Origin of the sequence: Citrobacter sp. (genome assembly GCF_050252275.1) — a bacterium.
Classification (GTDB): Bacteria; Pseudomonadota; Gammaproteobacteria; order Enterobacterales; family Enterobacteriaceae; genus Citrobacter_A; species Citrobacter_A amalonaticus.
Map to the genome: position 1 here is coordinate 1 of NZ_JBFWLF010000029.1, position 24,596 is coordinate 24,596.

22 protein-coding genes are annotated in these 24,596 nt (G+C 54.5%); 15 read left to right on the forward strand and 7 right to left on the reverse strand.

From position 1 onward, the window contains the following. The 3 genes from AB7E14_RS04160 to lpdA form a co-directional block, all read left to right on the forward strand. Positions 1 to 341, forward strand: a 341-nt coding sequence (locus AB7E14_RS04160; RefSeq protein ID WP_428169341.1) for a transketolase-like TK C-terminal-containing protein, incomplete at its 5' end; no start/stop codon positions are given. A 14-nt stretch (positions 342 to 355) separates the two neighbouring features. Further along, complete coding sequence (gene aceF / locus AB7E14_RS04165) at positions 356 to 2,251, forward strand: pyruvate dehydrogenase complex dihydrolipoyllysine-residue acetyltransferase (RefSeq protein WP_428169342.1); 1,896 nt, start codon at positions 356 to 358, stop codon at positions 2,249 to 2,251. 199 nt (positions 2,252 to 2,450) lie between these two features. Next, positions 2,451 to 3,878, forward strand: a complete 1,428-nt coding sequence (gene lpdA / locus AB7E14_RS04170) for a dihydrolipoyl dehydrogenase (RefSeq protein WP_042997911.1) — start codon at positions 2,451 to 2,453, stop codon at positions 3,876 to 3,878. A 55-nt stretch (positions 3,879 to 3,933) separates the two neighbouring features. Here the strand turns inward: lpdA and AB7E14_RS04175 are convergent, their stop codons facing one another. Both AB7E14_RS04175 and AB7E14_RS04180 read right to left on the reverse strand, forming a co-directional pair. Next, on the reverse strand, positions 3,934 to 4,725 hold the full coding sequence (locus AB7E14_RS04175; RefSeq protein ID WP_044267424.1) for a DUF2950 family protein: 792 nt from the start codon (positions 4,723 to 4,725) through the stop codon (positions 3,934 to 3,936). 12 nt (positions 4,726 to 4,737) lie between these two features. Further along, the gene (locus AB7E14_RS04180; protein WP_316962694.1) at positions 4,738 to 6,390 is read right to left on the reverse strand and encodes a DUF3300 domain-containing protein; all 1,653 of its coding nucleotides are present in this window, start codon (positions 6,388 to 6,390) and stop codon (positions 4,738 to 4,740) included. A 398-nt stretch (positions 6,391 to 6,788) separates the two neighbouring features. Here AB7E14_RS04180 and acnB point away from each other — a divergent pair, with 398 nt between their 5' ends. The 7 genes from acnB (at position 6,789) to AB7E14_RS04215 (ending at position 14,352) form a co-directional block, all read left to right on the forward strand. Then, a complete protein-coding gene (gene acnB / locus AB7E14_RS04185; RefSeq protein WP_042997908.1) occupies positions 6,789 to 9,386 on the forward strand; it encodes a bifunctional aconitate hydratase 2/2-methylisocitrate dehydratase in 2,598 nt (865 codons plus the stop codon). Positions 9,387 to 9,560: 174 nt separating this feature from the next. Continuing rightward, entirely contained in the window at positions 9,561 to 9,923 is a 363-nt protein-coding gene (gene yacL, locus AB7E14_RS04190) for a protein YacL (RefSeq protein WP_042997907.1), read from the forward strand. Positions 9,924 to 10,103: 180 nt separating this feature from the next. After that, positions 10,104 to 11,057: a 2-keto-3-deoxygluconate permease 1 gene (locus AB7E14_RS04195; protein WP_042997906.1), complete on the forward strand. Its 954-nt coding sequence runs from the start codon at positions 10,104 to 10,106 to the stop codon at positions 11,055 to 11,057. Then, positions 11,054 to 12,325, forward strand: coding sequence for a D-threonate kinase (gene dtnK, locus AB7E14_RS04200; protein ID WP_287115836.1), 1,272 nt, complete (start codon positions 11,054 to 11,056; stop codon positions 12,323 to 12,325). Before AB7E14_RS04195 ends, dtnK begins: the two co-directional genes overlap by 4 nt. Next, positions 12,315 to 13,298, forward strand: coding sequence for a D-threonate 4-phosphate dehydrogenase (locus AB7E14_RS04205; protein ID WP_316962695.1), 984 nt, complete (start codon positions 12,315 to 12,317; stop codon positions 13,296 to 13,298). The genes dtnK and AB7E14_RS04205 overlap by 11 nt, the downstream gene beginning before the upstream one ends. 9 nt (positions 13,299 to 13,307) lie before the next feature. Next, complete coding sequence (locus AB7E14_RS04210) at positions 13,308 to 14,075, forward strand: DeoR/GlpR family DNA-binding transcription regulator (RefSeq protein WP_216081798.1); 768 nt, start codon at positions 13,308 to 13,310, stop codon at positions 14,073 to 14,075. Between the two features lie 31 nt (positions 14,076 to 14,106). Then, the gene (locus AB7E14_RS04215) at positions 14,107 to 14,352 is read left to right on the forward strand and encodes a YmjA family protein (RefSeq protein ID WP_042997902.1); all 246 of its coding nucleotides are present in this window, start codon (positions 14,107 to 14,109) and stop codon (positions 14,350 to 14,352) included. Positions 14,353 to 14,398: 46 nt separating this feature from the next. Here AB7E14_RS04215 and speD read toward each other — a convergent pair whose 3' ends face one another. The 3 genes from speD to AB7E14_RS04230 all read right to left on the reverse strand — a co-directional run bounded on the left by speD (position 14,399) and on the right by AB7E14_RS04230 (position 16,527). Continuing rightward, positions 14,399 to 15,193 carry an adenosylmethionine decarboxylase gene (gene speD, locus AB7E14_RS04220; RefSeq protein WP_044255425.1) on the reverse strand — a complete coding sequence of 265 codons (795 nt, stop codon included), beginning with the start codon at positions 15,191 to 15,193 and terminating at the stop codon, positions 14,399 to 14,401. A gap of 15 nt (positions 15,194 to 15,208) precedes the next feature. Then, the gene (gene speE / locus AB7E14_RS04225; protein WP_316962696.1) at positions 15,209 to 16,075 is read right to left on the reverse strand and encodes a polyamine aminopropyltransferase; all 867 of its coding nucleotides are present in this window, start codon (positions 16,073 to 16,075) and stop codon (positions 15,209 to 15,211) included. Between the two features lie 104 nt (positions 16,076 to 16,179). After that, on the reverse strand, positions 16,180 to 16,527 hold the full coding sequence (locus AB7E14_RS04230) for a YacC family pilotin-like protein (RefSeq protein WP_000846617.1): 348 nt from the start codon (positions 16,525 to 16,527) through the stop codon (positions 16,180 to 16,182). A 165-nt stretch (positions 16,528 to 16,692) separates the two neighbouring features. On the opposite strand from AB7E14_RS04230, the gene cueO reads away from it, so the two are divergent. After that, the gene (gene cueO, locus AB7E14_RS04235; RefSeq protein WP_316962697.1) at positions 16,693 to 18,252 is read left to right on the forward strand and encodes a multicopper oxidase CueO; all 1,560 of its coding nucleotides are present in this window, start codon (positions 16,693 to 16,695) and stop codon (positions 18,250 to 18,252) included. A gap of 159 nt (positions 18,253 to 18,411) precedes the next feature. Then, positions 18,412 to 18,933: a hypothetical protein gene (locus tag AB7E14_RS04240; RefSeq protein ID WP_042997898.1), complete on the forward strand. Its 522-nt coding sequence runs from the start codon at positions 18,412 to 18,414 to the stop codon at positions 18,931 to 18,933. A 107-nt stretch (positions 18,934 to 19,040) separates the two neighbouring features. On the opposite strand, the gene AB7E14_RS04245 is transcribed toward AB7E14_RS04240, so the two are convergent. Further along, entirely contained in the window at positions 19,041 to 21,431 is a 2,391-nt protein-coding gene (locus AB7E14_RS04245; protein ID WP_316962698.1) for a glucose/quinate/shikimate family membrane-bound PQQ-dependent dehydrogenase, read from the reverse strand. A 205-nt stretch (positions 21,432 to 21,636) separates the two neighbouring features. Here AB7E14_RS04245 and hpt point away from each other — a divergent pair, with 205 nt between their 5' ends. After that, entirely contained in the window at positions 21,637 to 22,173 is a 537-nt protein-coding gene (gene hpt, locus AB7E14_RS04250) for a hypoxanthine phosphoribosyltransferase (RefSeq protein WP_042997896.1), read from the forward strand. A gap of 65 nt (positions 22,174 to 22,238) precedes the next feature. Here hpt and can read toward each other — a convergent pair whose 3' ends face one another. Further along, positions 22,239 to 22,901, reverse strand: a complete 663-nt coding sequence (can, locus tag AB7E14_RS04255; RefSeq protein ID WP_042997895.1) for a carbonate dehydratase — start codon at positions 22,899 to 22,901, stop codon at positions 22,239 to 22,241. A 108-nt stretch (positions 22,902 to 23,009) separates the two neighbouring features. On the opposite strand from can, the gene AB7E14_RS04260 reads away from it, so the two are divergent. Both AB7E14_RS04260 and AB7E14_RS04265 read left to right on the forward strand, forming a co-directional pair. Then, on the forward strand, positions 23,010 to 23,936 hold the full coding sequence (locus AB7E14_RS04260) for an ABC transporter ATP-binding protein (protein WP_042997894.1): 927 nt from the start codon (positions 23,010 to 23,012) through the stop codon (positions 23,934 to 23,936). After that, a partial coding sequence (locus AB7E14_RS04265; RefSeq protein ID WP_428169343.1) for an ABC transporter permease occupies positions 23,933 to 24,596 on the forward strand: 664 nt, incomplete at its 3' end. The genes AB7E14_RS04260 and AB7E14_RS04265, both read left to right, overlap by 4 nt.

Genomic DNA, 24,596 nt, shown 5'->3' on the forward strand with positions numbered 1-24,596 from the left:
GGAACATGCTGCACCCACTGGAAACCCCGCGCGTTCCGTACATCGCTCAGGTGATGAACGACGCGCCGGCTGTAGCATCAACTGACTATATGAAACTGTTTGCCGAACAGGTTCGTACTTATGTACCGGCTGATGATTATCGCGTACTGGGTACCGACGGTTTCGGTCGCTCTGACAGCCGTGAAAACCTGCGTCACCACTTCGAAGTGGATGCTTCCTACGTGGTAGTCGCGGCACTGGGCGAACTGGCTAAACGTGGCGAAATCGATAAGAAAGTGGTTGCGGATGCAATTACCAAATTCAACATCGATGCAGAAAAAGTTAACCCGCGTCTGGCGTAAGAGGTAAAAGAATAATGGCTATCGAAATCAAAGTACCGGACATCGGGGCAGATGAAGTTGAAATCACCGAGATCCTGGTCAAAGTAGGCGACAAGGTAGAAGCCGAACAGTCGCTGATCACCGTAGAAGGCGATAAAGCCTCTATGGAAGTCCCGTCTCCGCAGGCTGGTGTTGTTAAAGAGATTAAAGTCTCTGTTGGTGACAAAACCGAGACTGGCAAATTGATCATGATTTTCGATTCCGCTGACGGTGCAGCAGCCGCTGCACCTGCTCCGGCAGAAGAGAAGAAAGAAGCCGCTCCGGCAGCAGCACCAGCAGCTGCAGCAGCGAAAGACGTCCATGTACCCGACATCGGCGGTGACGAAGTTGAAGTGACTGAGATCATGGTCAAAGTGGGCGATACCGTTGCCGCTGAACAGTCCCTGATCACCGTAGAAGGCGACAAAGCTTCTATGGAAGTGCCGGCGCCGTTTGCGGGTACCGTTAAAGAGATCAAGTTCCGCACCGGCGATAATGTGTCTACCGGCTCCCTGATCATGGTCTTCGAAGTGGCGGGTGCTGCACCTGCTGCCGCGCCTGCGCAGGCCGCTGCTCCGGCCCCGTCTGCTGCACCAGCAGCCACTGGCGCGAAAGACGTTAACGTACCGGATATCGGCGGTGACGAAGTTGAAGTGACCGAAGTGATGGTGAAAGTGGGCGATAAAGTGGCCGCTGAGCAATCACTGATCACCGTTGAAGGCGACAAAGCTTCTATGGAAGTGCCGGCGCCGTTCGCGGGTACCGTTAAAGAAATCAAGATCAGCACCGGCGATAAAGTGAAAACCGGCTCTCTGATTATGGTCTTCGAAGTGGAAGGCGCAGTACCTGCTGCTGCCGCGCCACAGCAGGCTGCCGCACCGGCTCCAGCCGCTGCATCTGCACCTGCGCCAGCTGCCGCTGCTCCGGCCGCAAAAGCCGAAGGCAAATCTGAGTTTGCTGAGAACGATGCTTACGTTCATGCGACCCCACTGATTCGCCGTCTGGCGCGCGAGTTCGGCGTGAACCTGGCGAAAGTGAAGGGCACAGGCCGTAAAGGTCGCATCCTGCGCGAAGACGTTCAGACTTACGTGAAAGACGCTATCAAGCGTGCGGAAGCCGCTCCGGCAGCCGCAGCAGGTGGTGGTATCCCGGGCATGCTGCCATGGCCGAAAGTCGACTTCAGCAAGTTTGGTGAAATCGAAGAAGTGGAACTGGGCCGCATCCAGAAAATCTCTGGTGCTAACCTGAGCCGTAACTGGGTGATGATCCCGCACGTTACCCACTTCGACAAAACCGATATCACCGACCTGGAAGCGTTCCGTAAACAGCAGAACGCTGAGGCTGAGAAGCGCAAACTGGACGTGAAATTCACCCCAGTGGTCTTCATCATGAAAGCGGTTGCTGCGGCTCTGGAACAGATGCCACGCTTCAACAGCTCCTTGTCCGAAGACGGCCAGCGCCTGACGCTGAAGAAATACATCAACATCGGTGTGGCGGTAGATACCCCGAATGGTCTGGTGGTTCCGGTCTTTAAAGACGTGAACAAGAAGAGCGTGACCGAGCTGTCTCGTGAACTGACGGCTATCTCTAAGAAAGCGCGTGACGGTAAGCTGACGGCTGGCGAAATGCAGGGCGGTTGCTTCACCATCTCCAGCATCGGCGGCCTGGGTACGACCCACTTTGCACCGATTGTGAACGCACCTGAAGTCGCGATCCTGGGTGTCTCCAAGTCCGCGATGGAGCCAGTGTGGAATGGTAAAGAGTTCGTACCGCGTCTGATGATGCCGATCTCTCTGTCCTTCGACCACCGCGTGATTGACGGTGCTGATGGTGCGCGTTTCATTACCATCATTAACAATATGCTGTCTGACATTCGCCGCCTGGTGATGTAAGCAAAAAAGCCGGCCCGACGGCCGGCTTTTTTCTGGTAATCTCATGATGGTTTTGGGGTTATTAGTGCTAAAGATAAATCGTTGCCGTTTTGTTGTTTCAAAATTGTTAACAATTTTGTAAAATACGGACGGATAGAACGACCCGGTGGACGATGGGCGACAAGACCAGGGATCGCCGGAAATAAATTAAGAGGTCATGATGAGTACTGAAATCAAAACTCAGGTCGTGGTACTTGGGGCAGGCCCCGCAGGTTATTCTGCAGCCTTCCGTTGCGCTGATTTAGGTCTGGAAACCGTAATCGTTGAACGTTACAGCACCCTCGGCGGTGTTTGTCTGAACGTCGGCTGTATCCCTTCTAAGGCACTGCTGCACGTAGCCAAAGTTATCGAAGAGGCCAAAGCGCTGGCAGAACACGGTATCGTCTTCGGCGAGCCGAAAACCGATATCGACAAGATTCGTACCTGGAAAGAAAAAGTAATCACTCAGCTGACCGGCGGTCTGGCTGGCATGGCGAAAGGCCGTAAAGTGAAAGTGGTTACCGGTCTGGGTAAATTCACCGGGGCGAACACCCTGGAAGTGGAAGGTGAGAACGGTAAAACCGTGATCAACTTCGACAACGCGATCATCGCGGCGGGTTCCCGTCCGATCCAGTTGCCGTTCATTCCTCATGAAGATCCGCGCGTGTGGGATTCCACCGACGCCCTGGAACTGAAATCCGTACCGAAGCGTCTGCTGGTCATGGGTGGCGGTATCATCGGTCTGGAAATGGGTACTGTGTACCACGCGCTGGGTTCAGAGATTGACGTGGTTGAAATGTTCGACCAGGTTATCCCGGCGGCGGACAAAGATATCGTTAAAGTCTTCACCAAACGCATCAGCAAGAAATTCAACCTGATGCTGGAAACCAAAGTGACTGCCGTTGAAGCAAAAGAAGACGGTATTTACGTTTCCATGGAAGGCAAAAAAGCCCCTGCTGAAGCGCAGCGTTATGACGCCGTGCTGGTGGCAATTGGTCGTGTGCCGAACGGTAAAAACCTCGACGCTGGCAAAGCAGGCGTGGAAGTGGACGATCGTGGCTTCATCCGCGTTGACAAACAGCTGCGCACCAACGTGCCGCACATCTTCGCTATCGGTGATATCGTCGGTCAGCCGATGCTGGCGCACAAAGGTGTTCACGAAGGTCACGTTGCCGCTGAAGTTATCGCTGGCATGAAGCATTACTTCGATCCGAAAGTGATCCCATCCATTGCCTACACTGAACCAGAAGTGGCATGGGTGGGTCTGACCGAGAAAGAAGCGAAAGAGAAAGGCATCAGCTACGAAACCGCCACCTTCCCGTGGGCTGCTTCTGGCCGTGCTATCGCTTCCGACTGCGCAGACGGTATGACCAAACTGATTTTCGACAAAGAAACTCACCGCGTCATCGGTGGTGCGATTGTCGGTACCAACGGCGGCGAGCTGCTGGGTGAGATCGGTCTGGCAATCGAAATGGGCTGTGACGCTGAAGACATCGCGCTGACCATCCACGCGCACCCGACTCTGCACGAGTCCGTGGGCCTGGCGGCAGAAGTGTTCGAAGGTAGCATCACTGACCTGCCGAACGCAAAAGCGAAGAAGAAGAAATAATCTTCAGCCTTCCGGTAACGAAAAAGCGGCGTAAATGCCGCTTTTTTTATGCCTGCTACTCCACCGGCTTCCACGGTTCGTGTGGCGTAAATTTCTCTATGGCGATGGCTTTTAGCCCGCTATCTTCCCCTAAATTCGTCTGATACACCCGGTCGTCCTGGCTTACCATGAAGCTCATCACACCCGTTTCGCCCCAGGTCACCGGCCAGGCAAGCAGCGCAAATCCTTTCGCGTTATCGCTGGCAATAATGCGGAAATAATAGCCATGATACCCTTCGCCAGGTGACTCAGGACTGAAAGCCGGCCCTAAGGGACTGGGCGTTTCACCCGGTTTTACCGGCCAGTAGAGACCGTCCTGTTGACCTGCATGGCTGATAATTCGGCTGGCAAATGCTTGTTTGCGCTGCCAGTAGTCATACTGGGCGTCGACATAGGCACGCATGGCCTGTATCGCCGAGAGTTCATTGCGGCCAATCGTGCGCGTGAGGATCTCATCCTGCGCGGCAGACATATCAAAATGCCAGCCTTTACTCGCCTTCACGATGGGGATGGGCAACTGCCAGTTCTCCTGGCCGACGTTCAGGTGAGCGACGTTACCTTGTTGCACAATCTGGTGGCTGACTTTCCAGTCGCGGTTAAAGCGCGCAATGGCTTCGGGGTCCGCGCCTTCAGGGGGCAAAAACTGTCGCCAGTTATCGCCTAACAGGGTAGTCATTTGCGCATCGTTATTGTCGGCAATTGCACGGGCAAAAGAGCTGGCGGCCTCGTCTGGCGTGGCGAACATCTGCTGGGCGTAGCTCATTAACGGAAGCGAGAGCAGCAGGGTGCTTAACAGTACTTTTTTCATTATCGGCTCCCGTTAACGACGGCGAAATTCATGGTGTTCAGATGCGCGTTCGCGCATGTGGGCTCGTTGCTCATTACTGATGTTACTCAGACGGCGGCTTTCCTGACCGCGCTGCTGCTGCGATTGCCAGTTCGGCGAACGGCTGTCGTTACCGCTAAATACATTCGCATGGTTTTGCTGAAACGCCTGACGCTGCTGTGGCGAGGAGGATTCGACGCGCTGACGTACCGTCTCCCGCTGCGGTTGTGAAATCGGGCGTTGCTGCGCTTTGGCCCTGAGATCGTCACGATGCAGTTGTTGCGCTGTCGTAGTCGATTGTTTCAAGGTCTGTTGCGCATTCTGACGACGCGCGCTGTTGCTGTTGTCGTCATAGCCGCGATAGTTATTGCGTTGGGCAACCTGATTCAACTGTTGAGCGGCCGCTTTGCGCTGGGCATCACGCGTTGTGGCTGTCGGTTGCTGAGTCAGCGCTTTAGACGCATCCGGATGACGCTGTTGCAGTTGTGCCATCGCTGCCTGACGCTGGCTGTCGCGGGATGCCGTCGCAGTCGGCTGCTGTGTAGCACTGAGACCGCCGCTGACGTCGGTCGGGTGGAAACGCGGGGCGGTCGTGCCATTCTGATACGGTACGCCGCCGCGCCAGGCCGGGTTGTGCTGCCAGGTCATGTTCTGTGTTTTCAGATTCTGTCCGGAGATGCGGTTGAAGTTATCGACGTTGATATTGATGTTATCGCCATTGTGTTGATAACCGTGACCGTCGTGATGATCGTCATCATGATGGTGATCGTCATCGTGGTGATGATCGTCGTCATCCCAGTCGATATTGCTGAACAGCGCATAGGTTGTGGCTACGCCCAGGCTGTAGCCGAACCCTTTAACAAAACTGCCAGCGAACTGCTCGCCTGGCGTAGGTGGGAGATACACCGGCGGGTATGCGGTGTTGGGCCAGGTGCCATAAACCGTAGCGGGATTATAGCTGGGGACGTACACCACCTGCGGATCTGCAGGTTCAATTTTAATTACCGTGGAGGCTGGGGCGGCGGAAACGGCGCTGGATTTTGTTGCGGAGGAGGTGGTTGAGGGGGCTGCCGCGACGCTCTTTTTCGGCGTGCTGGTCACCGTCTGCTGCGGCGTAGATTTCAGCGAACCGGTTTGCTGGGCCAGCAAACGCAGGCGTTGCACGGAGTCCATCACATCCTGCGGTTGCGCCAGAAACGCATCGCCGAGGTTTTGCACCCACTCCGTGTTTTCCCCCATCAGCGTCATGAGTTGCGGAAAGGCGACCAGCGACTTCACGCTGGGATCCCACGGCTGGTTTGCAACAGCCTGAATGGCGGCATCGCCTTGCCGTGTCGGATTATCGCGCGACCATTGTGCTGCCTGGACGACGTTAGCCGGATAGGTCGAGGCCATCAGAACCTGCGAAAGCAGTGGGTCCGGATAGAGGGCGATCGGCGCGACCCATTGATCGATTTGCGCTGTAGTAAAGTTCGTTTTCGCGACCGGAGAGGCTTCGGTAGGCGCGGGCGGTTGCGCTGCGATGGGGGGCGTGGGCAGCGTAGGGGCTTCCGGTGTGCGGCTTTTGACATACAGCACGCCTGAAGCAGCGAGTAGCCCTGCGCTACAGATCAACGCAAGCACGTGGGGTTTAAAGGGCAACGTCATATTCTTACTCCCGATTTCCTGGAAATCGCAATGGTCGAAGTGCTGCCACCCGCAGGTGCAGTGTTGCGTGAGTATAAAGAGACGATAGTTTAATTTTTGACTAATCTTGGGATCGGTACAGTAGAGTGATTATAAGAATGCGAAATAGTGTGACGATTCGTAACAGCGATAAATTTCCCGCTTCTGAAATCGAAAAGGGCATTAGACCATCCTTAACGATTCAGCCACTTTTTTATGTTGCTTTTTTGTAAACAGATTAACACCTCACTAAAATCCTGTTATTCTGCCCATTGCGGTACCGGGCATTTACCCTACAAACTGCTGTCTCACAGGAGCGTGAAGAGAATCGCCCATCGATAAAGCGCCGCACTATGACAATGAGAGCGAGGAGAACCGTCGTGCTAGAAGAATACCGTAAGCACGTAGCAGAACGTGCCGCCGAGGGGATTGTGCCCAAACCCTTAGATGCAACCCAAATGGCCGCGCTCGTTGAGCTGCTGAAAGCACCGCCTGCGGGCGAAGAAGAATTCCTGTTAGACCTGTTGATCAACCGTGTTCCCCCGGGCGTCGATGAAGCCGCCTATGTCAAAGCCAGTTTCCTCGCTGCCGTCGCGAAAGGCGAAACGACTTCCCCACTGATTACGCCTGAAAAAGCGATTGAACTGCTCGGCACCATGCAGGGTGGTTACAACATTCACCCGCTGATTGACGCTCTGGACGATGCAAAACTGGCGCCGATTGCCGCCAAAGCGCTCTCCCATACGCTGCTGATGTTCGATAACTTCTATGACGTAGAAGAAAAAGCCAAAGCAGGGAACGAATATGCGAAGCAGGTGATGCAGTCCTGGGCGGAGGCAGAATGGTTCCTGAGCCGTCCGCCGCTGGCTGAAAAAATGACCGTCACCGTTTTCAAAGTCACCGGTGAAACCAATACCGATGACCTGTCTCCGGCACCTGATGCGTGGTCTCGTCCGGATATCCCGCTGCACGCGTTAGCGATGCTGAAAAACGCCCGTGAAGGCATTGAGCCGGATCAGCCGGGTGTCGTTGGCCCAATCAAACAGATCGAAGCCCTGGCGAGTAAAGGTTACCCGCTGGCTTACGTCGGTGACGTCGTCGGGACCGGTTCTTCACGTAAATCCGCCACCAACTCCGTGCTGTGGTTCATGGGCGACGACATTCCGCACGTGCCGAACAAGCGCGGCGGCGGTCTGTGCCTCGGCGGTAAAATCGCCCCTATCTTCTTCAACACCATGGAAGATGCAGGCGCACTGCCGATCGAAGTGGATGTGTCAAACCTGAACATGGGTGATGTGATTGACGTTTACCCGTTCAAAGGTGAAGTACGTAACCATGAAACCGGCGAACTGCTGGCAAGCTTTGAACTGAAAACTGACGTGCTGATTGATGAAGTGCGTGCCGGTGGCCGTATCCCGCTGATCATCGGTCGCGGTCTGACCACCAAAGCGCGTGAAGCGCTGGGTCTGCCGCACTCAGACGTTTTCCGTCAGGCGAAAGATGTGGCGGAAAGCAGCCGTGGTTACTCGCTGGCGCAGAAAATGGTGGGTCGTGCGTGCGGCGTAGCTGGTATCCGTCCGGGGGCCTACTGCGAGCCGAAGATGACCTCCGTGGGTTCTCAGGATACCACTGGCCCGATGACCCGTGACGAACTGAAGGACCTGGCGTGCCTGGGCTTCTCTGCGGACCTGGTGATGCAGTCTTTCTGTCACACCGCCGCCTATCCGAAGCCGGTTGACGTCACCACGCACCACACGCTGCCTGACTTTATTATGAACCGCGGCGGTGTTTCGCTGCGTCCGGGTGATGGCGTGATCCACTCCTGGCTGAACCGTATGCTGTTGCCGGATACCGTCGGTACCGGTGGTGACTCCCATACCCGTTTCCCAATTGGTATCTCCTTCCCGGCGGGGTCGGGCCTGGTGGCGTTTGCTGCGGCGACCGGCGTGATGCCGCTGGATATGCCGGAATCGGTGCTGGTGCGCTTCAAAGGCAAAATGCAGCCGGGTATTACCCTGCGCGATCTGGTACACGCCATTCCGCTGTATGCGATCAAACAGGGTCTGCTGACCGTTGAGAAAAAAGGCAAGAAGAACATCTTCTCTGGCCGTATTCTCGAAATCGAAGGTCTGCCGGATCTGAAAGTCGAGCAGGCGTTTGAGCTGACCGATGCATCCGCCGAACGTTCTGCGGCAGGTTGCACCATCAAGCTGAACAAAGAGCCGATCGTGGAATACCTGACCTCCAACATCGTTCTGCTGAAGTGGATGATCGCAGAAGGCTACGGCGACCGTCGTACGCTGGAACGTCGTATTCAGGGGATGGAAAAATGGCTGGCCGATCCGCAACTGCTGGAAGCCGATGCTGACGCAGAGTACGCGGCGGTGATCGACATCGATCTGGCGGATATCAAAGAGCCTATCCTTTGTGCACCGAACGATCCGGACGATGCGCGTCTGCTCTCTGATGTTCAGGGCGATAAAATCGACGAAGTGTTCATTGGTTCCTGCATGACCAACATTGGTCACTTCCGTGCGGCCGGCAAGCTGCTGGATGCGCACAAAGGCCAGTTGCCGACGCGTCTGTGGGTGGCGCCGCCAACCCGTATGGATGCGGCACAGCTGACCGAAGAGGGCTACTACAGCGTCTTTGGTAAGAGCGGTGCGCGTATTGAAATCCCGGGCTGTTCACTGTGTATGGGTAACCAGGCGCGTGTTGCAGACGGCGCGACGGTGGTATCGACTTCTACGCGTAACTTCCCGAACCGTTTAGGTACCGGTGCGAACGTCTACCTGGCGTCTGCGGAGCTGGCGGCGGTTGCGGCACTGATCGGTAAATTGCCGACGCCGGAAGAGTACCAGACCTATGTGGCGCAGGTGGATAAAACGGCAGTCGACACCTATCGTTATCTCAACTTTGACCAGCTCTCTCAATACACTGAGAAAGCGGACGGTGTGATTTTCCAGACCGCCGTGTAATGCGCTAACGCCTTTCGCGTAAAAACGCATCAATGCCCGGTGAAGCGTGCTTCTCCGGGCATTTTTATTTCCATTCCTTATACGCGATCCGCTTTTTTTCTGCGTCCAGGCTGCGATAATTAAGACAAGGCGCAATGCGGTAATGGCGCATTGCCGGGAGCAGAGGACTACATTATGGATTACGAATTTCTGCGCGATGTTACCGGTCGGGTGTTGGTGCGCATGTCCATGGGTCACGAAGTGGTCGGGCACTGGTTTAATGAAGAAGTGAAAGAAAACCTGGCCCTGCTGGACGAAGTGGAACAGGCGGCTCACGCGGTAAAAGGCAGCGAACGTTCCTGGCAACGGGCGGGGCATGAATATACGCTCTGGATGGACGGCGAAGAGGTGATGATCCGCGCCAACCAGCTGGAGTTTACCGGCGACGAAATGGAAGAAGGGATGAATTACTACGATGAAGAAAGCCTGTCGCTGTGCGGCGTCGAGGATTTCCTGCAGGTGGTAAACGCCTATCGGGAATTTCTGCGTCAATCCTGAATAATTTCAATCATCAGTTGAGCCGGGCGTCTGCGTCCGGCTTTTTTTTACCGAAAAATGATTGTTTGATTTTTATTAATCATTTTAAAACTGTGATCTGGTCCATTTGTGATCTAAAATTGATTAAATATAATCGTTGTGATTTTATTTAATCACAACACAACAACAGGCGGGAAGACCATGAACATCAAGAAGGCAATAGAACGCGTACCCGGCGGCATGATGGTCGTGCCATTGGTTATCGGTGCCATTATCAATACCTTTGCCCCGCAGGCGCTGGAGATCGGCGGATTTACTACCGCGCTGTTTAAAAACGGCGCCGCGCCGCTAATCGGTGCATTCCTGTTGTGCATGGGCGCAGGGATCAGCGTGAAGGCGGCACCTCAGGCTTTATTGCAGGGCGGTACGATTACCCTGACCAAACTGCTGATCGCCATTGCGCTCGGTCTTGGCGTTGAGCACCTGTTCGGGACTGAAGGGATCTTTGGCTTAAGCGGACTGGCGATTATTGCTGCCATGAGTAACTCGAATGGGGGGCTGTACGCGGCATTAGTCGGCGAGTTCGGTAACGAGCGTGACGTCGGCGCAATCTCTATTCTGTCTCTTAATGACGGTCCATTCTTTACCATGATCGCGCTGGGTGCTGCGGGAATGGCCAACATTCCGATCATGGCACTGGTGGCGGTCCTGGTCCCGCTGGTGGTTGGCATGATCCTCGGTAACCTCGATCACAACATGCGTGACTTCCTGACCAAAGGCGGACCGCTGTTGATCCCGTTCTTCGCCTTTGCGCTGGGGGCTGGCATCAACCTCGAAATGCTGTTGCAGGGCGGTCTGGCGGGTATCCTGCTGGGGGTGTTAACCACGTTCGTCGGCGGCTTCTTTAACATCCGCGCAGACCGTCTGGTGGGCGGTACCGGGATTGCCGGAGCGGCGGCATCCAGTACCGCCGGTAATGCCGTTGCAACGCCGCTGGCGATAGCCCAGGCTGACCCTTCGCTGGCGGAAGTCGCTGCTGCCGCCGCGCCATTGATTGCCGCCTCCGTGATCACCACCGCGATCCTGACGCCGATCCTGACCTCGTGGGTTGCCAAAAAACAGGCCCGTCAGGTTACTCAGGAGAATAAAGCATGAAAATGATCGTCATTGCCGATGATTTTACAGGCTCTAACGATACCGGCGTGCAACTGGCGAAAAAAGGCGCACGCACAGAGGTAATGCTCACCCCGACGCAAAAGCCTTCCCGTCGTGCTGATGTGCTGGTGATCAACACAGAGAGCCGGGCAATCCCGTCGGCGCAAGCCGCGCAGGCGGTACAACAAGCGTTAGCCCCCTGGTGTGAAGGGGAAACCGCGCCGCTGGTGTATAAAAAAATTGATTCTACGTTTCGTGGCAACGTCGGCGCCGAGGTGACGGCGGCGATGCGCGCCGCTAACCGGACGCTGGCCGTGATTGCGGCGGCGATCCCCGCCGCAGGGCGCACAACACGTGATGGACTGTGCCTGGTCAACGGAACGCCATTACTGGAGACCGAATTTGCCAGCGATCCCAAAACGCCGATTATCTCGTCGCGCATTGCGGAACTGGTCTCGTTGCAAAGTGACATTCCGGTGCATGAAGTGTCGCTCGACGATGTCCGTCGCGGACGACTGAGCGCGCTGTTAGCCGCTTTCGCTGCTGAAGGCGAGTGCATGGTGGTGGTGGATGCCGTTGAGGACCGTGATTTGTCGCTGATTGCGCATGCTATCTGTGAGCAGGAGACGCTGCCGTTACTGGTCGGCGCGGCTGGTCTCGCCAATGCCCTGCCGGTCCGCCTGTTTATGCAGGAAAAGCAAGCGTTGCCGGTGCTGGTCGTCGCGGGTTCGATGAGTGAAGCCACGCGACGTCAGGTAGACAAGGCGCTGTGTCAGGACCGGGCAAAGGTTGTCGATATCGATGCCTCACGACTGGCCTCTGCCGGTTTCGAACAGGAAATCGCGTCGGTGGTGGAGCAGGCCTGCGCGTTACTGAGCCGTCACCACCATACGATTTTACGTACCAGTCGTAGTGCGGACGACCGACAGATGATCGACACGCTGTGTGCCAGCGTCGGGATGAGCCGTCAGGCGCTTGGCGAACGGTTAAGCCAGCGTCTTGGAAACATCACGTTACGCATTATTGAGCAGGCGCGTATTGGCGGCCTGTTCCTGACCGGAGGGGATATTGCGACCGCCGTTGCCAGTGCGCTGGGCGCGGAAGGCTATCGCATTCAGAGCGAGGTTGCGCCGTGCATTCCGTGCGGAACGTTCGTGAACAGCGAGATTGACGATCTGCCGGTGATCACCAAAGCAGGAGGATTCGGCTCCGACAGTACCCTTTGTGATGCGCTTTATTTTATTGAGGAGATGTACAGTGGTAACTAAAACCGTCGCGATTACGATGGGCGATCCTGCGGGGATCGGCCCGGAAATTATTGTTAAAGCGCTCAGTGAAGATGAACTTAACGGCGCGCCGCTGGTGGTAGTGGGATGCCTGCAAACCCTGAAGCGGTTACAGGCCAACGGTCTGGCGGAGGGCGTGACGTTTCGCGCCATTACGCAGGTGGCGGACGCCCGCTTCGTGCCTGGTGTGATTCATGTGATTGATGAACCGCTGGCGGACCCGGACGCACTGGAGCCGGGTAAAGTGCAGGCTCAGGCAGGCGATCTGGCTTATCGCTGCGTAAAACGGGCAACGGAACTGGCGATGAAAGGCGACGTTCATGCTATCGCCACTGCGCCGTTGAACAAAGAAGCCCTGCATCTTGGCGGGCACCATTTCCCCGGACACACCGAGCTGCTGGCGACGCTGACGGAAAGCCGCGACTACGCGATGGTGCTTTACACCGATAAGCTGAAAGTCATTCACGTTTCTACCCATATCGCCCTGCGTAAGTTCCTCGATACCCTGAACGGTCAGCGCGTGGAGACTGTTATTAGTATCGCCGATACCTTCCTGAAGCGTGTGGGTTATGCGCAGCCGCGTATAGCCGTGGCGGGGGTGAATCCACATGCTGGTGAGAACGGGCTGTTTGGCGATGAGGAGATTCGCATCGTCGGTCCGGCGATTGAGAACATGAAGGTAAAGGGGATGGATGTTTACGGCCCATGCCCGCCGGACACTGTATTTTTGCAGGCGTATGAAGGTCACTATGACATGGTGGTGGCGATGTACCACGATCAGGGCCATATCCCGCTGAAGCTGCTGGGTTTTTATGACGGTGTCAACATCACTGCCGGTTTGCCGTTTATTCGCACCTCTGCCGATCACGGGACGGCATTTGATATCGCCTGGACGGGAAAAGCAAAATCTGAGAGCATGGCCGTATCGATTAAACTGGCAATGCAACTGGCATAATTTCCTGTTATGAAAGGACAACACCGTCTGGATCAGATTGTGGCGTATTTGAAAAATCATACGCTGGTGACCGTGGAACAACTGGTGGATGCCGTTGAGGCCTCTCCGGCAACGATCCGCCGCGATCTGATCAAACTGGATGAACAGGGGGTGATCAGTCGCAGCCACGGCGGTGTGGCGTTACGGCGTTTTGAAGCAGTGCAACCGACCACCAACGAGAAGCAACTGCGATCGCCCGCCGAAAAACGGGCGATTGCGCGTTATGCGGCCTCGATGGTGCATGCGGGCGATGCCGTGGTGCTTGATGCCGGAACCACGATGCTGGAGCTGGCAAAATGTTTAACTCATCTTCCCCTCAGAGTCATTACCGTTGATCTGCACATCGCCCTGTTTTTATCCGAGTTTCGCCAGATAGAGGTGACTATTGTAGGTGGGCGAATTGATGACAGCAGCCAGTCATGCATCGGCGAGTTTGGCCGCAAAATGCTGCGCAGCGTCTATCCTGATATCGCGTTTATGAGCTGTAATACCTGGAGTATGGAAAAGGGCGTGACCACGCCGACTGAGGACAAAGCGGGACTGAAGCAGGAAATTATCGCCAATGCACAACGAAAAGTGCTACTGGCCGACAGCAGCAAATACGGCGCGCATTCGCTATTTAATGTGGTTTCTCTCAGTCGCTTTACCGACGTCATTACCGATGTTAATTTACCGCAAGCCGTACAGGCCGAACTGAAAGCGCAATCCGTCGCCCTGACGCTGGTACAGCCTGAGTAATTAACGTTGGGATAACCCCAGGAGATGAGTGATGGGTAATGAAATACCCCTGAAATATTATGATATTGTGGATGAGTATTCGACGGAATCCGCAGAACCGGTTAACGCGTCGGAGCGTGATCCTCTTGCTCGCTATTTCCAGCTACTGATTGCTCGCTTAACAAATAACGAAGAGATCAGCGAAGAAGCGCAGCAGGAGATGGCGGTCGACGCTGGCATTGACGCGCAACGCATCGATGATATCGCAGAATTCCTGAATCGATGGGGAAATGAATAGTCTCGGATTCGGCTCAGGCACTCCGCAGAGTGCCTGAGCATTTTTCTTACACGCTCGGGATATTGCGCCCGTAGTAAATCTCTCGCATCTCTTTCCACAGCGCAGCGGTAATCTCTTTACGCTCTGCGTCGGTCAAGTCTTCTGGTCGGGTATGGAACATGTAGTGCTTAAGGTCGAACTCTTTAAGCAGCATTTTGGTATGGAAGATATTTTCCTGATACACGTTCACATCCACCATGTCATACAACGACTTCATATCCTCGGACATAAAGTTCTGAATGGAGTTAATCTCATGATCGATAAAGTGCTTCATCCCGTTGATATCACGGGTAAAGCCACGCACGCGATAATCGATGGTCACGATGTCGGATTCAAGCTGGTGGATCAAGTAATTCAGCGCCTTCAAGGGAGAAATCACACCGCAGGTTGAAACCTCAATATCGGCGCGGAAGGTGCATAATCCGCCTTCCGGGTGGCTTTCCGGATAGGTATGCACGCAAATATGGCTCTTATCAAGATGGGCGACCACCGTTTCCGGCAGCGGGCCGGGATGCTCGGTTTTATCAATCAACTGCGGATCGACAGGTTCTTCGCTCACCAGAATGGTGACGCTGGCACCCTGAGGTTCGTAATCCTGACGGGCAATATTCAGGATATTGGCGCCGATGATAGAGCAGGTTTCTGACAGAATTTCGGTCAGACGGTTGGCGTTGTAGAGTTCGTCGATATAGGCGATGTATCCGTCGCGCTCTTCGGCGGTTTTGGCATAGCAGATATCGTAAATACAAAAACTCAGACTTTTAGTCAGGTTGTTAAAGCCATGCAGTTTCAGTTTTTTCAATTTCTTATCTTCTCCTTAGGACGATGCTGTCGCCAGCGCGTCTTGCAGATACTGGGGTAAGGCAAACGCTGCCGTGTGGATTGCCGGGTTGTAATAGCGACACTTAAGGCCAGAGGTGTGAAAACGTGCCTGGATGATTTCAGTCGACAGGTGGCGCAACGCTTCGTTATCGGTCGCCCACGCAAAAGTCATTATGCCGCCGTAGTAGGTGGGGATCGCCGCCTGGTAGAAGCCAACGTCGGCGAAGTAATGGCTGAGCTTACGGTGGCTGTCGAGGGCTTCATCCTGTTGCAGGAAGCAGACGCCGTTCTGCGCGACAAAGATCCCGCCTGGATTCAGGCAGCGTTTACAGCCTTCGTAGAATGCCGAGGTGAACAGACTCTCACCGGGACCGATCGGATCGGTGCAGTCGGAGATGATCACATCAAACGTGTTCTGCGTCTGGTTGACGTAATTCACACCGTCGTCGATCACCAGCGTAAAGCGCGGATCGTCATAGCTACCGGCGTTGTGGTTGGGCAGATACTGGCGGCAGAACGAGACAACGCCAGCATCGATTTCCACCATCGTGATGGTTTCAACGTTTTTGTGCCGGGTGACTTCGCGCAGCATCGCACCGTCGCCACCGCCGATAATCAGCACGTGTTTCGCGTGACCGTGAGCCATCAACGGAACGTGCGTCATCATCTCATGATAGATAAACTCATCGCGCTCGGTGGTCTGCACCACGCCGTCCAGCGCCATTACGCGACCAAAGGCGGCGTTTTCGAAGATGATGAGATCCTGATGCGCGGTCTTCTCGTGATAAAGAACGTTATCGACGGCAAAGTACTGCCCAAACTGGTCGTGTAGCGTTTCATGCCACTGTGATTTTTCGGCCATAGGGTGATGCCTCCTTTGTTAACACCCGTAAAAAAAGGGCGCAACATCATAGCTAACAATGACCGTTGATGCACGGTCATTATTTCAGCAACAGGGACGGGAGTTTATTTGACGTAAGCCAGCAGGCTCAGGGAGTCGCGCGCCAGCGCTTTGCATTTTTTGGCGACAGGGATACCGATACCGCTGAGATCGCGATAGCTGTCTTCGCCGAGGGATTTCATATCGAAGGTGTCGTAATTGCTGAGGTCCCACTGGTTTTGCTGAGCAAAGAAGACCAGTGCGCGACGAATCTGCCCGTTGGGTAAATTCTGGTAGCCGCAGTCATTTTTCAGAAAGACAAAAACGGCCGTCAAATCGGCCATATCTTCGGCTTCAGATTCACTGAGCGCATAGCTGTTTGCGCATACGGCCATCAGGCTGCCGAACAACACGGTTCTGAAAAACGTCTTCATTGCTTCTACCACTGCATTACGGAAAGTCAACGTTAGCATACTGGAGGCGAAGCGACGACTTTTATTATCTATTAAGTGATATCCCTGGCTTGACCTTGCCGTAAGGGGAGGGTCTATGCTCAGAGATTAGCGTTATTTCGCCTGCAGCAAAATAAGGAAATAATTATGCAACGTCGTGATTTCTTAAAATATTCTGTGGCTCTGGGGCTGTCGTCAGCCTTACCGCTCTGGAGCCGCACCGTTTTTGCCGCCCAACGCCCCACGTTGCCCATTCCCGAGCTTCTCACCGCCGACGCACGTAACCAGATCTCGCTGATGGTGAAAGCGGGTCAGTCGACCTTTGCCGGAAAAACGGCAACCACCTGGGGCTATAACGGTAATCTGCTCGGGCCTGCGCTGAAGTTGCAAAAAGGCAAAGCGGTGACGGTGGATATCCACAACCAGCTTCAGGAAGAGACCACACTGCACTGGCATGGGTTGGAGGTGCCGGGCGAGGTGGATGGCGGGCCGCAGGGGATTATCCCGGCGGGCGGAAAACGTACCATCACGTTTACGCCGGATCAGCGAGCGGCGACCTGCTGGTTTCATCCCCATCAGCATGGGAAAACCGGGCATCAGGTGGCGATGGGCTTAGCGGGTCTGGTTCTGATTGAGGATGAAGAAATTCATAAGCTGCTGCTCCCGAAGCAGTGGGGAATCGACGATATTCCGGTCATCGTGCAGGACAAACGGTTTAACGCGGCCGGGCAGATTGATTATCAGCTTGATGTGATGACGGCTGCTGTAGGCTGGTTTGGCGATACGCTACTGACCAATGGCGCCATTTATCCTCAACATGCTGCGCCGCGCGGCTGGTTACGTCTGCGGTTGCTTAACGGTTGTAACGCCCGTTCACTCAATTTTGCCGCCAGCGATAAGCGTCCGCTGTACGTCATTGCCAGCGACGGCGGGCTGCTGGCGGAACCGGTAAAAGTAAACGAACTGCCCATGCTGATGGGCGAGCGTTTTGAAGTACTGGTGGACGTCAGTGACGGTAAACCGTTTGATTTGGTTACCTTGCCGGTCAGCCAGATGGGGATGGCGATTGCGCCGTTTGATAAGCCGCATCCGGTCATGCGTATTCAGCCGGTTGCCGTGAATGCCTCCGGTACGCTGCCGGACACCCTAAGTACCATGCCTGCGCTACCTGCGGTTGACGGCCTGACGGTGCGTAATCTGCAACTGTCGATGGATCCGATGCTCGACATGATGGGAATGCAGATGCTGATGAAAAAGTATGGCGATCAGGCGATGGCGGGCATGCATCACGGGCAGATGCAGGGGCATATGGGCAACATGCAGCATGGCGACATGGGCCATATGAACCACGGCGGTCAGTTTGATTTCCATAACGCGAATAAGATAAACGGCGTGGCGTTCGATATGAACAAGCCGATGTTCGCGGCCAGCAAAGGTCAATATGAACGCTGGGTCATCTCCGGGGTGGGCGATATGATGCTGCATCCGTTCCATATCCACGGTACGCAGTTCCGCATCCTGTCGGAGAACGGCCAGACGCCTGCGGCCCATCGTGCGGGCTGGAAAGATACCGTTCGGGTGGAAGGCAGCGTCAGCGAGGTGTTAGTGAAATTTGATCACGTCGCGCCCAAAGAGCATGCCTATATGGCGCACTGTCATCTGCTGGAACATGAAGATACCGGCATGATGTTAGGCTTTACGGTATAAGCGACGGATGGCGATGTCGGTTTTCCCGGAATCGCCATCCATCAGTAATAAGAATAATACCACTCTCATCCTTAATTTCTGAAAATAGATTAAGGCCGTATTTTTATTCCTCTTTCGGGATATACTCGCGGAATCTGACCATCAAACCTGAGGTGAAAAATGGATATTTTCCGTAAAATTGTGGCGGCTTCTTTTGCTATGTTAGTGGCGATTTCTGCCCATGCCGGAATGGACATGGAGCGTAAACACTTTCCCGAGCTGAAGTTAAGCATCGAAATTCCGCAAACGCTAACGCCTATGTCGGCGGAAATGGCGAAAATTAAATACCCGTCTGAGAATCGTCCACAGATCATTTATGGCGACGAGAGAGGTAAAGCCTCACTGGGCGTGACGGCGGGTCGCAACGCACTGCCTGCGGCGCAGCTGGATATGATGAAAGATGCGATGTTGAAAATGTTAGCTAACTACAAACCAGAGGCAGAAGCCGTTACGGTTGATGGGCATAAGGCATGGTTAGTGACTTTCCGCTCTCAGGCTGCGGATAGCGAAATTCTGAATCTGATGCTGATTACCAGTCAGGATAATAAAGCTGTGCAGGTTGCCTTTAATATGACGAAGGATTTAGTTGACCAGTATCAGGATGTCGCAAAAGCGTCATTAATGTCGCTTAAGTTTGACTAATCATTATCGCTAAATATCGATAAGCGCCCGCAAGTATTGTGGGCGTTTTGCGTTAAAAAAAGACAGCGTGGGATTTCCACGCTGTCTCTGCTCAGAACAAAATGGTTTTATTTCGCGTCGTCAGGCAAGGCGTAAGCGACAATATAATCGCCCATCTTCGTACCAAACGAGCCGTGGCCTCCGGCTGAAATTACGACATACTGTTTACCTTTCACCTCATAGGTCATCGGTGTGGCTTGTCCACCGGCTGGCAGACGCCCCTGCCACAGTTTCTCACCGTTGCTCATGTTATAGGCGCGCAGGTAGTTATCCGCCGTGGCGGCAATAAACAACACGTTGCCCGCCGTTGAGATAGGACCGCCCAGCATTGGCATCCCCATATTGAACGGTACTGGAACCGGCATCGGGAACGGCATGCTGTCCTGCGGCGTGCCAATGCGTTTTTTCCAGACTACCTCATTGGTCTTCAGATCCAGCGCGGAGATATAACCCCAGGCCGGTTGCTTACATGGCAGACCAAACGGCGACAGGAATGGGTTCAGCGTGACGCCAAACGGCACGCCATATTGCGGCTGGATACCGGATTCGGTGCCTGTGCCTTTTGCATCTTTCGGCTGTTCCATCGGATTACCCGGACCGCGTGGGATCAGCTTCGAGACGAACGGCAGCGCCATCGGGTTGGCAATCGCCACCTGACGGTTCGGATCGACCGAGATACCACCCCATTCGAACATCCCGAGGTTACCCGGGAACACCAGCGTGCCCTGCTCAGACGGCGGGGTAAAGATGCCCTCATAGCGCATCTGGTGGAACATCACGCGGCACACCAGTTGATCGAACATGGTGGCGCCCCACATATCCGCTCCGGTCAGATCTTTTTTCGGGCGGAAACTCAGTTCAGAGAACGGCTGCGTTTTGCTGACGTAATCGCCTTTCGCGGCACCCTGCGGAACCGGTTTTTCCGGTGCCGGAACGACCAGTTCACCGTTACGGCGGTCGAGGACAAAGATGTTACCGGTTTTCGCTGGCGCGTAGATAACCGGGACATTCTCACCGTTGACGGTGATATCCGCCAGCGTCGGCTGGGACGGCATGTCCATATCCCACAGATCGTGGTGGACGGTCTGATAGCTCCAGGCAAGTTTACCGGTGGTCGCGTTCAGCGCCACAATCGAGCTGGCGTAGCGTTCCTGCTCTGGCGTACGGTTACCCCCCCAGATATCCGGCGTAGTCACCCCCATCGGCAGATAGACCAGATCCAGCTTCGCGTCGTAGGCCGCCGGAGCCCAGGAGTTCGGCGAGTTAAAGGTAAAAGAGTGCTCATCGGAAGGGATTGCATTCGGGTCTTTCGCACCCGGATCGAACGCCCACAGCAGTTTGCCGTTATTGACGTCAAAACCACGGATAACGCCCGAGGTTTCGCGCGTGGAGAAGTTATCCGTTACCGAACCAGCAATCACAATCGTTTTATCGGTGATGATTGGCGGCGATGTTGGCTCATACAGACCCGGCGTGGTGTCCGGCATGTTGGTCTGCAGATTCAGAATACCTTTGTTGGCAAAGGTTTCACACAGCTTGCCGGTTTCGGCATTCACCGCAAACAGACGACCGTCGTTGACGGGCAGGATGATACGGCGCGGACAGTCGGCAACCACTTCCGGGGAAGCGTTATCGGCTTTCGCTTCATGGTACGACACGCCACGGCAGGTCACGTGCTGGAAGCTGGTGTTGGTATTGAGTTGCGGATCGAAATGCCACTTCTCTTTACCGGTAGCGGCATCCAGCGCGAACAGACGCTGATGGGCGGTACAAAGATACAGCGTATCGCCAACCTTAATCGGCGTCACTTCATTGGTGATTTCACCCGGATCGTTCGGCTGCTTCAGGTCACCGGTGCGAAACACCCACGCTTCTTTCAGGTTGTGAACGTTATCGGTGTTGATCTGTTTGAGCGGCGAGAAGCGCTGGCCTTCCTGATTACGACCATACGCGGGCCAGTCGTTGTCCGAAATGGCGGAGATAGGTTCGGCTGGTGTGGCGTCGGCGCTCAGCGTGCCGTTGATCTCCTGCGGATCATGAAAGCCCGCCCAGGTGAGGATCCCGCCGCTGATCAGCAGGGCCACCACCAGAGCAGCTACGGCACCGCGGGAAGGGACGATCAGGCGATGCCAGACGAACGGTAAAATCAGCCAGATGCCGAAGAAGACCAGAATATCGCTGCGCGGCGTCAGCGCCCAAAAGTCGAACCCGACCTCCCACACGCCCCAAATCAGGGTGGCGAGGAGCAGGGCGGCGTACAGCCAGAGTGCGGAACGTTTGCTGCGCCAGAGCAATACGGCAACGCCCAACATCACCAGTCCCGCAATCGGGTAGTACCAGGAGCCGCCAATGGCGACCAGCCAGCCTCCGCCGATCAAAAGATAAAGCCCGCATAGCGCTGCAAAGAGGGCCGTTAGCGTCACGAGTAACCGTGGCGAACGTGCGTTGTTATCTGCCATAAAAATACACCATCTCAATTTGTTAATTTTTTAGTAGCAATTAATTATAGGATTTAACATGTGTGATCGTCATCACAAAATGAGCTTTATTAAGAGATGCCGCGAATAAATACTTTTACTGGTATACTGCGTGCCTTGCGCTTAGATGCTGACTTATCAAGAGCAGGCATTGAGTGGTTTGTTTTTAAATCATATGGTTAGAGATATGAAACATACTGTAGAAGTCATGATCCCCGAAGCGGAGATCAAAGCGCGTATCGCTGAACTGGGTCGTCAGATTACTGAGCGTTATAAAGACAGCGGCAGTGATATGGTGCTGGTGGGTCTGCTACGTGGCTCATTCATGTTTATGGCGGACCTGTGCCGTGAAGTGCAGGTATCTCATGAAGTCGATTTTATGACCGCCTCCAGCTACGGTAGCGGCATGTCCACCACCCGAGACGTCAAGATCCTTAAAGATCTCGATGAAGACATTCGCGGCAAGGACGTGCTGATTGTGGAAGACATTATCGACTCCGGTAACACGCTGTCGAAAGTGCGTGAAATCCTGAGCCTGCGTGAACCGAAATCTCTGGCGATTTGCACCCTGCTGGATAAACCCTCTCGCCGTGAAGTGAACGTTCCGGTCGAGTTCATCGGGTTCTCCATTCCGGATGAGTTCGTGGTGGGCTACGGTATTGATTACGCTCAGCGCTATCGTCATCTGCCGTATGTCGGCAAAGTGGTGCTGCTGGACGAATAAGCGTAAAAAAGCCGGGAAAATCCCGGCTTTGACTGGATACATCCCTGGTGTATGACCGGGGATTTTTATTTGTGATTGACGTGCTTCTGGCTGAGGTTAGACACGCCCTGACGATAACGCTGCTCCAGGGTGGCGCGACTGGTCGCGGTCACTTCCAGATCGCGCAGCAGGCCGTCGTGAATACCGTATGCCCAGCCGTGGATGGTCACTTTCTGACCCCGTTTCCAGGCTGACTGCATGATGGTGGAGTGGCCCAGGTTATACACCTGTTCCATCACGTTCAGCTCGCACAGCGTGTCCATACGGCGCTCTTGCGGCATTTCACCCAGCAATGAGCTATGTTTGAACCAGATATCACGGATATGCAGCAGCCAGTTGTCGATGAGGCCCAGTTCCGGGTTATCGACCGCAGCCTGTACGCCGCCACACCCGTAGTGACCACAGATAATAATGTGTTCAACTTCGAGGACATCAACGGCATACTGAACAACAGAGAGGCAGTTGAGGTCGGTGTGGATGACCAGGTTGGCCACATTACGGTGGACAAATAATTCGCCCGGTTCAAGACCGGTTAAACGTTCTGCGGGAACGCGACTGTCGGAACATCCAATCCATAGAAAGCGCGGTTTTTGCGCTTGCGCCAGTTTCTCAAAAAATCCGGAATCCTCTTCCACCAGCATTTTTGACCATAGTGCATTGTTGCTGATGAGTGTATCTATGTCTTTCATGGAGGTTAACGACCTGTAACCAAATAAGTGCGTTGGGCTAATATAGGGCAACTCCGGGATTATTTAAACCACATATAAAGTGTAAGTACGTAAGGTAAGTAAAAATTTATGACCATTGCACTGGAACTTCAACAACTTAAAAAAACCTATCCTGGTGGTGTTCAGGCATTGCGCGGGATAGATTTACAGGTCGAAGCGGGGGATTTTTACGCGCTTCTGGGGCCGAACGGGGCAGGCAAGTCGACCACTATCGGTATCATCAGCTCGCTGGTGAATAAATCGTCCGGGCGCGTCAGCGTCTTTGGTTACGATCTCGAAAAAGATGTCGTCAACGCCAAACGTCAACTCGGGCTGGTGCCACAGGAATTTAACTTCAACCCGTTTGAGACCGTACAGCAGATTGTGGTCAATCAGGCGGGCTACTACGGCGTGGAGCGAAAAGAGGCGGTTGAGCGCAGCGAAAAGTATTTAAAACAACTCGATCTGTGGGAAAAACGCAACGAACGTGCGCGGATGTTATCCGGCGGGATGAAGCGCCGTCTGATGATCGCCCGCGCGCTGATGCACGAGCCGAAGCTACTGATTCTCGATGAACCGACAGCGGGCGTCGATATTGAACTTCGCCGCTCAATGTGGGGGTTTTTGAAGGATTTAAACGACAAAGGCACCACGATCATTCTGACCACTCACTATCTGGAAGAGGCAGAAATGCTCTGCCGCAACATCGGGATTATTCAGCACGGCGAGCTGGTCGAAAACACCTCGATGAAGAACCTGCTCTCTAAGCTCAAATCCGAAACCTTCATTCTCGATCTGGCGGCGAAAAGTCCGTTACCGCAGCTGGAGGGCTATCACTATCGGCTGGTGGATACCTCTACGCTGGAAGTGGAAGTGTTGCGTGAGCAGGGAATTAACAGCGTGTTCAGCCAGCTCAGCGCGCAGGGCATTCAGGTATTGAGTATGCGTAACAAAGCGAACCGCCTTGAAGAGCTGTTTGTGTCACTGGTTCATGAAAAACAAGGAGATCGCGCATGATGCAGCTTTACTGGGTCGCGCTGAAAAGCATCTGGGCGAAAGAAATTAACCGTTTTATGCGGATCTGGATCCAGACGCTGGTGCCGCCCGTCATCACCATGACGCTCTATTTTATTATCTTCGGCAACTTGATTGGTTCCCGCATTGGCGAGATGCACGGTTTCAGCTATATGCAGTTTATCGTGCCGGGTCTAATCATGATGGCGGTCATTACCAACGCGTATGCGAACGTGGCGTCGTCATTCTTTAGCGCCAAATTCCAGCGCAACATTGAAGAGCTGCTGGTTGCGCCGGTGCCGACACACGTGATTATCGCCGGTTTTGTCGGCGGCGGTGTGGCGCGCGGACTGTGCGTCGGGGTGCTGGTGACGGCGATTTCACTGTTCTTTGTTCCGTTCCAGGTGCATTCGTGGCTGTTTGTGGCGCTGACGCTGGTTCTGACGGCGATTCTGTTTTCACTGGCGGGGCTGTTGAACGCCGTATTTGCGAAAACCTTTGATGATATCAGCCTGATCCCGACGTTTGTCCTGACGCCGCTGACCTATCTCGGTGGGGTGTTTAACTCCCTGACGCTGCTGCCGCCGTTCTGGCAGGGCTTATCGCAACTGTACCCAAGCGTCTATATGATTAGCGGCTTCCGCTACGGCTTCCTCGGCATTC